Origin of the sequence: Guyparkeria sp. SB14A (assembly GCF_005096345.1) — a bacterium.
GTDB lineage: Bacteria > Pseudomonadota > Gammaproteobacteria > Halothiobacillales > Halothiobacillaceae > Guyparkeria > Guyparkeria hydrothermalis.
In genome coordinates, this window is the sequence record NZ_SWAW01000022.1 from 1 (window position 1) to 15106 (window position 15106).

General features: G+C 67.4%; 9 protein-coding genes and 1 tRNA gene. 3 read left to right on the plus strand and 7 right to left on the minus strand.

The genetic code is table 11. From position 1 onward, the window contains the following. Positions 1 to 306, minus strand: a 306-nt coding sequence (locus FAZ79_RS08710) for a hypothetical protein (protein WP_211238825.1), incomplete at its 3' end; no start/stop codon positions are given. 246 nt (positions 307 to 552) lie between these two features. Here FAZ79_RS08710 and FAZ79_RS08715 point away from each other — a divergent pair. From FAZ79_RS08715 to FAZ79_RS08725, 3 genes are read left to right on the plus strand one after another with little or no spacing between them, the layout of a single operon-like run. Further along, positions 553 to 1524, plus strand: a complete 972-nt coding sequence (locus tag FAZ79_RS08715; protein ID WP_136867589.1) for a calcium/sodium antiporter — start codon at positions 553 to 555, stop codon at positions 1522 to 1524. Between the two features lies 1 nt (position 1525). Next, positions 1526 to 2206: a class I SAM-dependent methyltransferase gene (locus FAZ79_RS08720; protein ID WP_136867590.1), complete on the plus strand. Its 681-nt coding sequence runs from the start codon at positions 1526 to 1528 to the stop codon at positions 2204 to 2206. Beyond that, on the plus strand, positions 2203 to 3246 hold the full coding sequence (locus FAZ79_RS08725) for a zinc-binding alcohol dehydrogenase family protein (protein WP_136867591.1): 1044 nt from the start codon (positions 2203 to 2205) through the stop codon (positions 3244 to 3246). Before FAZ79_RS08720 ends, FAZ79_RS08725 begins: the two co-directional genes overlap by 4 nt. 108 nt (positions 3247 to 3354) lie before the next feature. Here FAZ79_RS08725 and FAZ79_RS08730 read toward each other — a convergent pair whose 3' ends face one another. From FAZ79_RS08730 to gltB, 6 genes are all read right to left on the minus strand, one after another. Continuing rightward, positions 3355 to 4488, minus strand: coding sequence for a glycerate kinase (locus FAZ79_RS08730; RefSeq protein ID WP_282097234.1), 1134 nt, complete (start codon positions 4486 to 4488; stop codon positions 3355 to 3357). A 10-nt stretch (positions 4489 to 4498) separates the two neighbouring features. Continuing rightward, complete coding sequence (locus FAZ79_RS08735; RefSeq protein WP_136867593.1) at positions 4499 to 5863, minus strand: GntP family permease; 1365 nt, start codon at positions 5861 to 5863, stop codon at positions 4499 to 4501. A 386-nt stretch (positions 5864 to 6249) separates the two neighbouring features. Further along, positions 6250 to 6326, minus strand: a tRNA-Ile gene (locus FAZ79_RS08740). 55 nt (positions 6327 to 6381) lie between these two features. Next, positions 6382 to 8217 carry an RNA polymerase sigma factor RpoD gene (gene rpoD / locus FAZ79_RS08745; RefSeq protein WP_282097235.1) on the minus strand — a complete coding sequence of 612 codons (1836 nt, stop codon included), beginning with the start codon at positions 8215 to 8217 and terminating at the stop codon, positions 6382 to 6384. A 497-nt stretch (positions 8218 to 8714) separates the two neighbouring features. Then, positions 8715 to 10334, minus strand: coding sequence for a DNA primase (gene dnaG / locus FAZ79_RS08750; protein WP_136867595.1), 1620 nt, complete (start codon positions 10332 to 10334; stop codon positions 8715 to 8717). 102 nt (positions 10335 to 10436) lie between these two features. Next, the gene (gene gltB, locus FAZ79_RS08755) at positions 10437 to 14900 is read right to left on the minus strand and encodes a glutamate synthase large subunit (RefSeq protein ID WP_136867596.1); all 4464 of its coding nucleotides are present in this window, start codon (positions 14898 to 14900) and stop codon (positions 10437 to 10439) included. Positions 14901 to 15106: the final 206 nt, after the last annotated feature.

Sequence of the window (15106 nt, forward strand, 5' to 3'; positions counted from 1 at the left end):
TGGGCTGCGGTCGGTCTGCTGCGGCTCCGGCGTCCTGCTCGGCGTCCGGCGGTGGGCGTCGGCATGGGGACGTGATTGGGGGGGCGTCGACTTGGCCGGCGAGGGCGGGGCGGGCGTGGTCTCGCTCAGGTCCACCCACTGCGCCTCGACCGGCTCGCCGCCGCCCCGATTGGCCGCCATCAGGACGTCGTCGTCGCGCGTCCACGTCAGCAGGGCCCAGACGATCAGGCCGTGCAGGACGAGGCTGGTAACGGCGCCCGCAAGCCAGACCAGGTGGCGCGGACGGGTAAGGCGAGAGTGGGTCATGGTGACTCGGCGACGTAATGGAGCGAGCAGCGTAGTGAATCGCGAAGGCGGATGCAAACCGGAATGATTCGCAACATAGGGTGGGTGGCGTGGCTCGCCATCACCCCGGTGGGCGTTCTGCAGTAAAGTGCCGCCCCAGGGAAACTCTGCACGAATGCCAGTCTCCGCAGGGCACGCAGAGCGGTATGGCATTCGTGCAGAGTTTCCCTAAACGACCACCAAACGATTCGAAGCGAGGAAATGGCGATGTTGATGCCTGTGTTGGCAGTCCTGGCGGGGCTGGTGTTGCTTGTCTGGAGCGCGGATCGATTTGTCGACGGCGCGGCGGCGACCGCGAAGCACCTCGGGATGTCGCCCCTGTTGATCGGCATGGTGATCATCGGATTCGGTACCTCGGCACCGGAACTGGTGGTCTCGGTCATGGCCTCGTTGGATGGCAGTCCCGGCATCGCGTTGGGCAACGCCTATGGTTCGAACATCGCCAATATCGCGCTGATCCTCGGCCTGACGGCGGTGATCGCGCCGATCGCGGTGCATTCGCAGGTGATCCGTCGCGAGATGCCGATCTTGCTGGCGGTCACGGCCGTGGCCGCCTTGCAGGTTTACGACGGCGAGGTGACCCGCGTCGAGGGCGCCGTGCTGCTCGTGCTGCTGGTCGCCCTGCTCGGCTGGAACATCTACCAGGGCCGACGCGGGCAGGTCGACGCCCTGGGTGGCGAGGTCGAGCAGGAGCTGGTCGCCCACCCCATGCCGCTGAAAAAGGCCCTGATCTGGGTGGCGATCGGCCTGTTGCTGCTGGTGGCCAGTTCCCGGTTGCTGGTGTGGGGCGCGGTGGATATCGCGCAGTTCTTTGGCGTCTCGGACCTGGTCATCGGCCTGACGGTGGTGGCGATCGGCACCTCGCTGCCGGAGCTGGCCTCCTCGATCGCCGCGATCCGCAAGAACGAGCACGATCTCGCACTGGGCAACGTGATCGGCTCGAACCTGTTCAACACCCTGGGCGTGGTCGGCCTGGCCGGCGTGATCCACCCGATGGTCGCCGAACCGGAGGTATTCACGCGCGACATGCTGGTGATGGGCGCGCTCACTCTGGCGCTGTTCCTCTTCGCCTACGGCTTTCGCGGCCCGGGCCGGATCAACCGGCTGGAGGGCAGCGTGTTGCTGGTCGCCTTCGTCGCCTATACCGCCTACCTGCTGAGCACGACCTTCGCCGCCTGACATGCGCGAGGCCTGTCCGCTTTGCGAGGCCCGGCTGTCGCCCTTCGCGACCGTGAGGGCCGGCAGGAAGGAGGGCGGGCGGCCACTGGCCTTCCTCGAGTGCCCATGCTGCGAGCTGGTGGTACGTGACCCGAGTGCCTGGCCGGATCGGGCGGCCGAGCAGGCGCATTACCAGCTGCACGAGAATCGCGCCGATGACCCGGGCTACCGGCGCTTCCTGGCGCCGAGCATCGACCGGATGACCGCCCGGCTTGGCCCGGGCGTGGCGGCGCTGGATTTCGGCTGCGGCCCGGATTCGGCCCTGGTTGCGGTGGCTCGGGAGGCGGGCGCGGCGATGGTGGGCTACGATCCCTTGTTCGCCCCGGACGAGACCCCGCTGCGCGCGTCGGCCTACGATCTGGTCACCTGTACCGAAACGGTCGAGCACCTGCATCGGCCACGGGCGGTATTCGACCGGATTGCCCGTTTGCTGCGACCGGGCGGTTGCTTGATCGTGCAAACGGGGTTTGCCCCGGAGGCCGCGCGCTTTTCGAACTGGCACTACTGGCGCGACCCCACCCACGTGATCTTCTTTCGCGCCCGGACCTTCGAGTGGCTGGCGGCCCTCCACGGCTGGCGGGTGGTGGAGGTCGCCGCACCGGTGGCGGTGTTCGAGATACCGGAAAAGGAGGAAATCGCATGAAAGCGATCGGATTCAACCGTCACTTGCCCATCGACCACGAGCAGGCGTTCGAGGCCTACGAGCTGGCCGTGCCCGAGCCGGGACCGACGGACCTGCGGGTGGCGGTCGAGGCCGTGTCGGTCAACCCGGTGGACACCAAGGTGCGCGCACCGCGTCACCCCGATCCGGATCATCCCGACAACCGGGCCGATCCGGCCCCGCGCGTGCTGGGTTTCGATGCCTGCGGCGTGGTCGATGCGGTGGGTGCCAAGGTCACGCGCTTTCGTCCCGGCGACGTGGTGTTCTACGCCGGCGATATCGGCCGGCCGGGCAGCAACGCCGAATTCCAGCTGGTCGACGAGGCGATCGTCGGTCACGCCCCGCGTGGCACCGAGCCGGCCGACGCCGTGGCCCTGCCGCTGACCGCACTCACCGCCTGGGAAACCCTGTTCGACCGGCTCGGGTTGTCGCCCGACGGCGAGGATGCCGGCACCCCGGTGCTGCTGATCAACGGTGCAGGCGGGGTGGGCTCGATGGCGATCCAGCTGGCCCACGTCGCCGGGCTCAAGGTGATCGCCACCGCCTCGCGGCCCGAGTCGCGCCAGTGGTGCCTCGATCTGGGCGCCGACGAGGTGGTCGACCATTTCGGCGATCTCCCGGCGCAGCTGGCCGAGCGGGGCATCGAGTCGATCCCGGCGATCGCCTGCTTCAACGACCTCGACCGACATTACCCCGCGATGGCGAAACTGGTCGCCCCGCAGGGCCGGCTGGCCAGCATCATCGGCAACAAGACGCCGCTGCCGTTCCACGAACTGCGCGACAAGAGCGTCGGGTTCTTCTGGGAGTACATGTTCACCCGCCCGCGGTTCGACACCCCGGACAAGGGGCGGCAGGGCGAGATCCTCGACACGGTGGCGCGCCTGCTCGACGAGGGACGCCTGCGGACCACGCGGCACGAGGTGTTGGGAGCGATCAACGTCGACAACCTGCGTGCCGCGCACCGGGCGCTGGAGGGTAGACACGTGATCGGCAAGCTCACCCTGGCCGGGTTCGACGGCTAGCGTGTCGCGGCCGGGGCGCTCCCGGTCGATCGTGACGCACAAAACAATCCCCCGGCTGGCCGGGGGATTTGTCGTCTGGGTTGTCCTCTTGACCGGCGCTTGCGCCGCTTACCCGGTGCGCGCGAGGTAATCCTGCATCAGGGCCTGCGTGCGGGCGGTGATCAGGCGGGCCGGTTCGGCCATGGCCTGCTCCAGCGAGGTCGAGCCGTCGCAGAGTGCCCGAGCGTCGGCCAGGCCGAAGGCGGTCAGTTCCGCCTCGCTGCAGGCGATGCTGCCGGCGATCGCCATCACGGGCACCTCCAGTCGTCCGGCACGGCGCACCACCTCGGCGACCACCTTGCCGCGCGAGGTCTGGCCGTCGATCTGGCCCTCGCCGGTGATGACCAGGTTGGACTCGGTGATGGCCGCGTCCAGGCCGATCAGCTCGGCGATGTAGGCCGCACCCATCCGTGCCGTGCCCCCCAGCACGCAGTCCAGCGCGAAGCCGAGCCCGCCGGCGGCCCCGGCGCCCGGGGTGTCCACCGGGCGCTCGAGGTGACCGGCGGTCTCGATGCAGCCGGCGAGCCGCTCGAGGTGACGGTCCATCGCCTCGATCTCCGACTCGGCCAGACCCTTCTGCGGACCGAACACGGGGCTGGCCCCGTGCGGGCCGGTCAGCGGGTTGTCGACATCGTTGAGCACCGTGATCTCGACCTCCGCCAGGCGCGCGTCCAGCGCGGAGAAATCGACCCGTGCCAGGGCACGCAGCGCCAAGGGGTGCGCATCCAGTGCCTGTCCGTCGGCATCGAGAAAGCGCACACCCAGGGCGGCGAGCATGCCCGCGCCGCCGTCGACCGTGCCACTGCCGCCCAGGCCGATCAGCAGGTGACGCGCGCCGGCATCCATCGCCGAGCGCATCAGTTCACCCACGCCACGGCTGTCGAGCTGCCACGGATCGCGACGATCCGCGGGAACCAGGTCGAGCCCGCAGGCCGAGGCCACGTCGATCACCGCCCGCCGGTTGGCGGGATCGAAACCCCAGCCGGCGGTCAGGTGCGTGCCGAACGGGCCATGGACGTCGGACAGGTGCCACTCCCAGCCCAGCGTGTGCGTGATCAGATCCGCGGTGCCTTCGCCGCCGTCGGCCATGGGCAGGGCGCGGATCTGCGCCTTAGGGCGGGCCGCGTGAACGCCGCGCGCCATGGCGGCTGCCACGGCGTCGGCTTCCAGGCTGCCCTTGAAGCTGTCCGGGCAGAGGACCACATGCAAGTCGTCAGACAAGGATCAGCCCCAGGATGTAGATCGTGATCATGGCGCTGATGCCTTGCAGCAGGGTCGCCGTGGTGAAGGTCTTGTAGGCCGTGGAAACCTTCATGCGGCTGAACTGCGAGACCACCCAGAAGAAGCTGTCGTTGGCGTGCGAGACGGTCATCGCGCCGGCGCCGACGGCCATCACGGCCAGGACCATGCCCATGTCCGAATCCAAGCCGAGGTCCGGCAGCAGCGGGGCGACCAGGGTGGAGGCGGTGACCAGCGCCACGGTCGACGAGCCCTGGGCGGACTTGAGCGCCGCGGCGATGATGAACGGCACGAACAGCCCCAGACCGAGGCCGGTCAGCATCGCACCGAGCTGGTCGCCCAGCGGGGTGGAGCGCAGCACGTTGCCGAATGCGCCACCGGCGCCGGTGATCAGGATGATCGGCGCGGACAGCAGGATGCCGTCGACGGTCATCTGGTGGAAGCGATCCTTCTTGTCGCCGCCCTTGACCAGGGTCAGCGCGAAGATCACGCCGATGGCGAGTGCAACGACCGGCTGGCCGAAGAAGATGAAGAAGTCAGCGACAAAGCCGGGTTCGGCGTCACGCGTGGCGAGGCTCGCGATCGAGCCCAGGCAGATCAGCGCGATCGGGGCGATGATCGGCATGAACGAGGCCAGGGTCGACGGCCGATGGGCCATGTCCGGTTCCGGCTCCTCGATCTCCTCGCCGACCGCTTCGCTGATCGGGTCCGGCTCGAGCAGCTCGGCCTCATTGGCGGGGTCGGAGTAGCGGCTGGCCCACAGCGCGCCGACGATCGCGGTCACGGCGGCGACCAGCAGGCCCATCAGGATGACCAGGCCGAGCGAATCGGCAATGCCCAGGTTGGCGGCCGCGGCGATCGGGCCCGGCGTGGGCGGCACGAAGTTGTGGGTGGCGAACAGGCCGGTGGCCAGCGCCACGCTCATGGCGACCACCGAGATGCCGGTCTTCTTCGCCATGGCGTTCTTGAGCGAGTTGAGGATCACGTAGCCCGAGTCGCAGAACACCGGAATCGACACGATGTAGCCGATCAGGGAGACGGTGAAGTTGGGGAAGCGGTCGGAAAGCAGGCGGATGATCGCCTCGGCCATCACGATGGCCGCGCCGGTGCGCTCGAGGATCACGCCGATGATCGTGCCCAGCGCGATGACGATACCGATGTAGCCCAGCGTGCCGCCGAAGCCGTCGTTGATGATGCTGACGGCTTCCTTGGGCGCGATGCCGCCGGCGAGGGCCATGGCGAAGGCGGCCAGCAACAGGGCCAGGAAGGGGTGCATGCGCAGTTTTGCTGTCGCGAACACCAGCGCGATCACCACGATGATCAGGCTTGCAATAAGCATGGCGCTCTATCTCCTTGGATGGGATTTGGTTCTTGTCGTTTTCGATTCTTGTCGTGGTCAGGCGACGGTCGGGCCGCTTCCGGTTGACCGCGCATGACAGGCGCAGTGTAGACCCCATGCCAGGGTGCCGCGATAAAGAATTTCCTGGCGGGGATCAAGTGAGTTGGTTAGCTAATCGTGTGGCGGGCAAAACATGAAGACGGCTTGATCCGGCCGCCGTCGCCGGCTGGCTGCATGGCGATGGGCGCGGTGATGTGTGCGGGAAAAATGCGCCGTTGGCGGCACAAGAAAAAGGCCGCGCCGGGATGCCGGGCGGCCTTCGTGTCGTGTCATGGAGGGCGTGGTCGGTTCGGACGGGTCGTGCCGGTCGACCGCTTGCCTGGATTTGGTGGGCCCAGCAGGGCTCGAACCTGCGACCAAGCGATTATGAGTCGCCTGCTCTAACCAACTGAGCTATGGGCCCGGGCAGGGGTGGCGGATGCCACCGGGGTCGGTGGGGTGCCGACCCGGGGTGAGGATTATTCCATCTTCGCGTCGATGAAGCTGCGCAGCTTTTCCGAGCGCGACGGATGACGCAGCTTGCGCAGTGCCTTGGCCTCGATCTGACGGATGCGCTCGCGGGTGACGTCGAACTGCTTGCCGACCTCCTCGAGGGTGTGGTCGGTGTTCATGCCGATGCCGAAGCGCATCATCAGCACCTTGGCCTCGCGCGGGGTCAGCGTCGAGAGGATCTCGCGCACGATCTCGGACAGCGAGGCGTTGGTGGCCGAGTCCAGCGGCGAGACCGCGCCCTGGTCCTCGATGAAGTCGCCCAGGCTGGAATCGTCGTCCTCGCCGATCGGCGTCTCCATGGAGATCGGCTCCTTGGAGATCTTCATCACCCGGCGGACCTTGTCCTCGGGCAGGTCCATCCGCTCGGCCAGCTCCTCCGGGGTGGCCTCGCGGCCCATTTCCTGGAGCATCTGCCGGGAAATGCGGTTCAACTTGTTGATCGTCTCGATCATGTGCACCGGGATACGGATGGTGCGCGCCTGGTCGGCGATCGAGCGGGTGATCGCTTGGCGGATCCACCAGGTGGCATAGGTCGAGAACTTGTAGCCGCGGCGGTATTCGAACTTGTCGACCGCCTTCATCAGGCCGATGTTGCCTTCCTGGATCAGGTCGAGGAACTGCAGGCCGCGGTTGGTGTACTTCTTCGCGATCGAGATGACCAGACGCAGGTTGGCCTCGATCATCTCCTTCTTCGCGCGGCGGGCCTTGGCCTCGCCCAGGGTGACCTGGCGGTTGACCTCGCGGATGCCGGAAACGGGCAGCTGGCTGTCGCGCTCGACGGTGGCCAGGCGCTTGGCCAGGCGCTCGATCTCCGGCTGCACGGCGGCGAACTTGGCCGTGGGCTTGCCCTTGGTGACCTCGGCGATCCACTCGTTGCTGGTCTCGTGGCCGCGGAAGGCGTGGATGAAGGTCTCGCGCTTGATGCCGCCCTTCTCGACCGCCTGCTGCATGATCTGCTTTTCCAAGAGACGCACGCGGGCGATCGCGTCGCGCACCTGCTTGACCAGCCGCTCGTTGAAGTTCGGGTTGAGCTTCAGGGTGATCAGCTGGTCGGCGATCTGGTCGGTCAGTGCCTTGATCTTGGCCGCGTCGGTCTTGGCCTTGCGGCTCTTGGTGGCGACCGCGTGCCGCTTCTCGTGCAGCTCCTTGAGGTCCATGATGACCGCGCGCACGGCCTCGACGTCGATGCCGGTGTCCTTTTCCTCTTCCTCGTCGTCGGAGTCGTCGTTCTTGTTGCCGCCCGGCGTCGGGATATCGTCGGTGAGCACGTGGAAGCCGACGACCACGTCGGCGAGCTTGACCTCCTCGGCCTCGACGCGGGCGTACTGCGCGAGCAGGGTGTCCAGCGTCGGCGGGAAGGCGGCCATTGCGATAGTGACCTCGCGCAGGCCTTCCTCGATGCGCTTGGCGATCTCGATCTCGCCTTCGCGGTTGAGCAGGTCGACCGTGCCCATCTCGCGCATGTACATGCGCACCGGGTCGGTGGTGCGGCCGAACTCCGCGTCCACCTGGGAGGCGAGCACGGCCACGGCCTCCTCGGTGGCCGCGTCGTCGTTGGATACGCGCTGCTCGTCCGACAGACCCAGGTCATCCTTGTCCGGCGGTGTTTCCGCCACGTGGATGCCCATGTCCTGGATCATGCCGATGATCACTTCGATCTGTTCGGCATCGACCAGCGACTCGGGCAGATGGTCGTTGATCTCGGCGTACGTCAGGTAACCCTGCTCGTTGCCCAGGGCGATCAACTGCTTGATGCTGGTTTGTTGGTCTTGCTGCATCGGCGTGGAACCTGCTCCGGCAATTCGGTGAAAACGTCTGAAAGTCGCGCCGCGGGAGTGCAGGCGCCGAGCACGGGCCGCCCGGTCACGAGCGGGCCGCGTCAGTGGATTCTGGCGGCGCGAGGAGACGTTCGGGCCTCGCGCGGGGTGGCCCGACGAGCCGGTCGATTAGGGAAACTCTGCACGATTCGATGGCATCTCTGGCTTGCGGGTTTGTTCGCAATCAAGGCGCCGGACCGAAGACGGGCTCGTTGCCCGTCAAGGGACGGCAACGCCGAGTGCGGGCAAACCCGCGAGCCCCGTCCGGGCGGGCCTCCAAGGGCCCATCTGCGGCGTTGCAGCCCTTGTAAAGGGCGACGGCCCTTCACGGCGGACTGCGCCTTGCATCTGGGGCCCTTGGAGGTCCCGCAGAGACGTCATCGAATCGTGCAGAGTTTCCCCTAGACTAGCTGATGATTCGGGCGTTCCCGTTGAGGAACACGAAATTATACCGCTTTGCGGGCATTTCGTCCATCGTGCGGTCAGTCGGTCGGGGGGTGGCCGCCGGCCAGATTGGCGCGCTGCTGCCGTTTCTTTTCGGCCAGTGCCTCGCGTTGGCGCCGCTTCTCCAGGATGTCTCCCAGCATGGTGGCGGCGATTTCCGGGTTTTCAATGCCGACCAGGTTTTGCGCCTCGGCGATCCGGCGATCCTCGGCCGTCAACGTGCCGTCGAGCAGGCGCTGGATCACGGCCGGTGGCTGGCCACCGTGCCAGACCTCGGCCGGGCGCAGCCGCTCGGTCAGGCGGGAGTGGGTCAGCGCCAGTCGCAAGATGGCGTGCTCCTCCGAGCGTGACGGCGGGGGACGCTTGGCCGCCGTCGGCCCGGTCGGCTGGTTCTCCTCGCGGAACGGGCGCCCGAACAGGCCGTGGTGGCGATCGACCTGACGCGCGGTCAGCCGCTTTAGACTGCCCGGCGGCATGCGCTCGATCAGCTGGTGCGCCTGCTTGTTCTTGCGTGCCCGCGCGGCGGTGTCGTCGCCCGGGATGCTCTCGTCGAGGTGGAGGGTCATGAAGCGATCGAACCCCAGTGCCTCCTGCTCGACGAACCGCTCGAACCCCGCCTGGCCGTGGGCGCGCACGAAGCTGTCCGGGTCCTCGCCGTCGGGCAGGAAGGCAAAGCGCAGGTCGCGGCCGTCCTGCATCAGGGGCAGGGCGACGGAGAGGGCCTTGACCGCCGCGCGCCGACCGGCGGCATCGCCGTCGAAGCAGAACACCAGCCGTTCGGTCTGCCGGTAGAGCAGGTCGATCTGCTCGGCGGTGGTGGCCGTGCCCAGGGTCGCGACCACGTGCGGGATGCCGTTCTGCGCGAGCAGGATCACGTCCATGTAGCCCTCGACCACGATCAGCTGGTCGGGGCGCTGGTTCACCTGGCGCGACTCGTACAGGCCGTAGACGCCATAGCCCTTGTGGAAGAGCTCGGTCTCGGGCGAGTTTAGGTACTTGGGCTCGCCCGGTCCGATCACCCGGCCACCGAAGCCGATCACGTGGCCGCGCGGATCACGGATCGGGAAGATCACCCGGCCGCGGAAGCGATCGTAGCGGTCGCCGTTGTCGCGCTGGATGAGCAGCCCGGTGGCGACCAGCTCCTCGGGGCGTGCCCGGCCGCCCATGGCCGCCTCGATGTGGTTGCCCGCCGGGGCGAAGCCCAGTGCGAACCGGGCGGCGGTCTCACCGGTCAGGCCGCGTTGCTTGAGAAAGTCGATCGCCTCGGGCGAGCGCTTGAGGTTGCCGCGGAACCAGTCGCTGGCCGCGGCGGTGACCTGGCGCAACCGCCCGATCCGGTCGAGCTTCTCCTGGTCGCCCTTCTCGCGCGGGATCTCGAGGCCCAGCCGGCCGGCGAGATGCTCGATGGCCGTGGGGAAGTCGAGGTGGTCGAATTCCATCAGAAAGCCCACCACGTTGCCGTGCGCCCCGCAGCCGAAGCAGTGATAGAACTGCTTGTCCGGGGTGACGTAGAACGACGGCGTCTTTTCCTGGTGGAAGGGGCAGCAGGCGGCGAACTCCTTGCCCTTCTTCTTCAGCGGCACACGCGCGCCGATCACCTCGACGATGTCCGAGCGCGAGACGACTTCCTCGACGAAGGCTTCCGGGATGCGACTCACGACGTGCCTCCGCGCCCGAAAAGAACAAGACCGACCACCCCGGGAAGGGTGGTCGGTCCCGGATTGAGAATGCCTCGAGCCAGATGGGGCCCGCGCATCGGCTTACGCCGCTTTTTCGAGCAGGTCGAGCAGGTCGCCGATTTCCATCGCCTTCGGCTTGACCAGCCAGAACTTCTGCAGGTAGGCGTCGAAGTCCGCGAGGATCTGGTGGGCGCGCGCGCTGTCGGTGCGGCGGGCATGCTCCTCGATGATCGAACGCAGGTGCTGGCGATGCGGCTCGAGCTCGGCGGCCTGCAGGCGGTGGATGTCCACCAGCTCGTGGTTGTAGCGGTCGACGAAGTCTTTCGTCTCGTCGAGGACGTAGGCAAACCCGCCGGTCATGCCGGCACCGAAGTTGATGCCGGTCGAGCCGAGGATGGTGACGACACCGCCGGTCATGTACTCGCAGCCGTGGTCGCCGCAGCCCTCGATCACCGCCTGGGCACCGGAGTTGCGCACCGCGAAGCGCTCGCCGGCCTGGCCGGCCGCGTAGAGCTTGCCGTTGGTCGCGCCGTACAGGCAGGTGTTGCCGATGATCGGCGTGTCGGCGGTGGCGAAGCTGCTGCCCTTGGGCGGGTAGATCACGATCTCGCCGCCGGCCATGCCCTTGCCGACGTAGTCGTTGGCATCGCCCTCGAGCTCCAGGTGCAGGCCACCGGCGTTGAATACGCCGAAGCTCTGACCGGCAATGCCGGTGAACCGGAGCGTGATCGGGTGATCGTTCATGCCCTGGTTGCCGTGACGACGGGCGATCTCGCCCGAGACCCGCGCGCCGATCGAGCGATCGGTGTTGCGGATCGGGTAGCTGTACTCGCCGCCGGTCTTGCCCTCGATCGCCGGCATGACCTCCTTGACGATCTTCTCGGCCAGCAGACCCTTGTCGTGCGGGTCGTTGTGCGGCGCGACACAGCAGTTGGGCGCATCCGAGACCATGCCGGCATCCGACAGGATCTTGGAGAGATCGAGGTGGCGCTGCTTGTCGGTGGCCGGCTCGCGCAGCTCGAACAGGTCGGTGCGGCCGATCAGCTCCTCGATCGAGCGCACGCCGACGCTTGCCATCAGGTGGCGCGCCTCCTCGGCGATGAAGCGGAAGTAGTTGACCAGCTTGTCGACCTCGCCCTTGAAGTGCTCCAGGCGCAGCACCTTGTTCTGGGTGGCGACGCCGGTGGCGCAGTTGTTCAGGTGACAGATGCGCAGGAACTTGCAGCCGATCGCGATCATCGGGCCGGTACCGAAGCCGAAGCTCTCGGCGCCGAGGATGGCCGCCTTGACCACGTCCAGACCGGTCTTGAGACCGCCATCGGTCTGCAGTCGGACCTTGTCGCGCAGGTCGTTCGCGCGCAGGGTCTGGTGCGCCTCGGTCAGGCCGAGCTCCCAGGGTGAGCCGGCGTACTTGACCGACGTCAGCGGGCTCGCGCCGGTGCCGCCGTCGTAGCCGGAGATGGTGATCAGGTCGGCGTAGGCCTTGGCCACGCCGGCGGCGACGGTGCCCACGCCCGGCTCGGAGACCAGCTTGACCGAGACCAGCGCCTGCGGGTTGGTCTGCTTGAGGTCGAAGATCAGCTGGGCGAGATCCTCGATCGAGTAGATGTCGTGGTGCGGCGGCGGCGAGATCAGCGCCACGCCCGGGCGGGCGTAGCGCAGCTTGCCGATGAACTCGTCGACCTTGTGGCCCGGCAGCTGGCCGCCTTCGCCGGGCTTGGCGCCCTGGGCGATCTTGATCTGCAGTACCTCGGCGTTGACCAGGTAATGCGGCGTGACGCCGAAGCGGCCCGAGGCGATCTGCTTGATCTTGCTCATCTTCGGCGTGTTGAAGCGCGCCGGGTCCTCGCCACCCTCACCGGAGTTCGAGCGGGCGCCCAGGCGGTTCATCGCCTCGGCGATGGTCTCGTGCGCCTCGGGGGAGAGCGCGCCCAGGCTCATGCCTGCCGAGTCGAAGCGCGAGACGATCGATTCGATCGACTCGACCTCGTCCAGCGGGATCGGATTGACGTTTTCCTTGAGGCGGAACAGGTCGCGGAAGGCGGCCACCGGGCGCTCGTTGACGTGGGCGGCGTATTCCTCCCACGCCGTGTAGTCGTCTTCCTTGACCGCCTTCTGCAGCGTCTGGACCACGTCCGGGTTGTAGGCGTGGTACTCGCCGCCGTCGATGTACTTCAACAGGCCGCCCTGGCGCGGCAGCTTCCGCTTGGTGAAGGCCTCCTTGATCAGGATCTTCTGGTCGGCCTCGAGATCGACGAAGCGCGCGCCGGCGACGCGGCTGGTGGTGTCCTTGAAGCAGAGATCGACCACGTCGTCGGCCAGACCGATGATCTCGAACAGCTGGGCGCCGCGGTAGCTCGCGATCGAGGAGATGCCCATCTTCGACAGGATCTTCTTCAGGCCCTTGTTGATGCCCTTGACGTAGTTGCTGGCGAGCTTGTCGGCCTGCTTGACGTCGATCTGGTTGCGACGACGCATGTCGTTGATCGACTCGAAGGCGAGATACGGGAACACGGCGGTCGCGCCGTAGCCGATCAGCACGGCGTTGTGATGCGAGTCACGCGCGGTGCCGGTCTCGACCACGATGTTCGCGTCGGTGCGCAGGCCCTCTTGGATCAGGCGGTGGTGTACCGCCCCGGTGGCCAGCAGGGCGTGGACCGGCAGGCGGTCGGCGGCGATGTTCCGGTCGGAGAGCACCAGCACGGTGTGCTCGCCCTTGATGGCGGCAACGGCCTCGTCGGTGATGCGACGGACGGCCGCCTCCAGGCCCTCGCTCGGCTCGTAGTTGAGCTCGATGCGCTGCGAGGAGAATTCCTTGTCGGCAAGCTTGGTCAGGGCCTCGAAGCGCGCCGGGGTCAGGATCGGGCTTTCCAGTTGCACGCGATGGGCATGCTCCGGGGTTTCCTCGAAGACGTTGCGCTCGCGGCCGATCAGGGTTTCCAGCGACATGACCACCGCCTCGCGCAGCGGGTCGATCGGCGGATTGGTGACCTGGGCGAACTGCTGGCGGAAGTAGTCGAACAGCGAGCGCTGGGTCTGGGAGAGCACCGCCATCGGCGTGTCGTCGCCCATCGAGCCGATCGCCTCCTGGCCGTTCTCGGCCAGCACGCGGATCACCTGGTCGCGCTCCTCGAAGGAGAGCAGGAAGGCCTTCTCGTAGGTGCGTACGGTGTCGGCGTCCATCGGCTCGAGCGAGAGCACTTCCTCGTCGGCGACCGAGTGCTTGAGGCGCACGGACTGCTCGCGCAGCCACTGGCGGTAGGGCTTGCGGCCCTTGAGGCGCCCGTCGATTTCCGGCGGCAGCATCAGCTCGCCCTCGCCGGTGTCGACGGCGACCATCTGGCCTGGGCGCACGCGGCCCTTCTTGACCACGTCCTCGGGCGCGTAGTCCCAGACGCCGATCTCGGAGGCGAGCGTGATGTGGCGATCCTTGGTGATCACCCAGCGCGCCGGGCGCAGGCCGTTGCGGTCCATGGCGCAGGCGACGAAGCGGCCGTCGGTCATGACGATGCCGGCCGGGCCGTCCCAGGGCTCCATGTGCAGGGAGTTGAATTCGTAGAAGGCGCGCAGGTCGGCATCCATGTGCTCGACGTTCTGCCAGGCCGGCGGCACGATCAGGCGCATGGCGTGGATCATGTCCAGCCCGCCGGTGATCAGCACCTCGAGCATGTTGTCCATGGACGAGGAGTCCGAGCCGGTGGTGTTGACCAGCGGCTGAATGCGGTTCATGTCCGGGATCAGCGGCGAGGAGAACTTGGCCGCGCGCGCCAGCGCCCAGTTGCGGTTGCCGCGGATGGTGTTGATCTCGCCGTTGTGGGCGAGGTAGCGGAACGGCTGGGCCAGCTTCCACTCGGGGAAGGTGTTGGTCGAGAAGCGCTGGTGGAAGACCGCCTGTGACGATTCCAGCTCCGGATCGTTGAGGTCCTTGTAGAAGCGCGGCAGGTCCTCGGGCATCAGGAGGCCCTTGTAGGAGATCACCTGGCTGGCCAATGAGGGGATGTAGAAGTCCGGGTCGTCCTGGATCAGGTTCTCGGCATCCCGGCGCGCGACGAACAGGGCCGCGTTGAACTGGGCCTCGCTCATGCCCTCGGTCGGGGTGATGAACAGGTGCTCGATCTCCGGACGCTTCTCCGCCGACATCTCGCCCAGTACCGACGGGTCGGTCGGCACGGTGCGCCAGCCGGCGAGGTTGAGGTTTTGCTCGGCGATCGCGCCGATCAGCGCCTCGCGGGCGCGCTCGCGCTTGGCCTCGTCACGGGAGAAAAACACCACGCCGATGGCGTAGATCTCGGGCAGGTCGATGCCCTGGGCGCTTGCCGCCTTGCGGAAGAAGCCGTCCGGCTTTTTCAGCAGCAGGCCGCAGCCGTCGCCCGACTTGCCGTCGGCGGAAATGCCGCCGCGGTGGGTCATGCGAGCCAGCGCACCGATCGCGGTCGATACCAGGCCGTGGCTGGCCTGGTCGTCCATGTGGGCGATCAGGCCGAAGCCGCAGTTCTCTTTCTCGAAACTCGGGTGGTACAGACCTTGGGTGGGGGCTTGGCTCATGAGTTGCGCAACCTCTTGGATTCTTCCGGCTTGCCGGGCGAGCGACGCTCATCCCGCCCTCGGCTTGGTGGCCCGGCCGTGCCGCCGGCGCGCAGTGTCATGCATGCGCCAACAGCCCAGGTGCCGACCGTGGTTCGATGGGCGCCCGTATCCGGGGGATTTGGGCAAAATGGGCCGGAATTTTACCGGCCCGGCAGGAATCAGGC

Excerpts from the sequence above, each read along its gene's own strand:
- FAZ79_RS08715 (WP_136867589.1), top strand. The coding sequence starts at position 553 with ATGTTGATGCCTGTGTTGGCAGTCCTGGCGGGGCTGGTGTTGCTTGTC.
- FAZ79_RS08720 (WP_136867590.1), top strand. The coding sequence starts at position 1,526 with ATGCGCGAGGCCTGTCCGCTTTGCGAGGCCCGGCTGTCGCCCTTCGCG.
- FAZ79_RS08725 (WP_136867591.1), top strand. The coding sequence starts at position 2,203 with ATGAAAGCGATCGGATTCAACCGTCACTTGCCCATCGACCACGAGCAG.
- FAZ79_RS08735 (WP_136867593.1), bottom strand. The coding sequence starts at position 5,863 with ATGCTTATTGCAAGCCTGATCATCGTGGTGATCGCGCTGGTGTTCGCG.
- gltB (WP_136867596.1), bottom strand. The coding sequence starts at position 14,900 with ATGAGCCAAGCCCCCACCCAAGGTCTGTACCACCCGAGTTTCGAGAAA.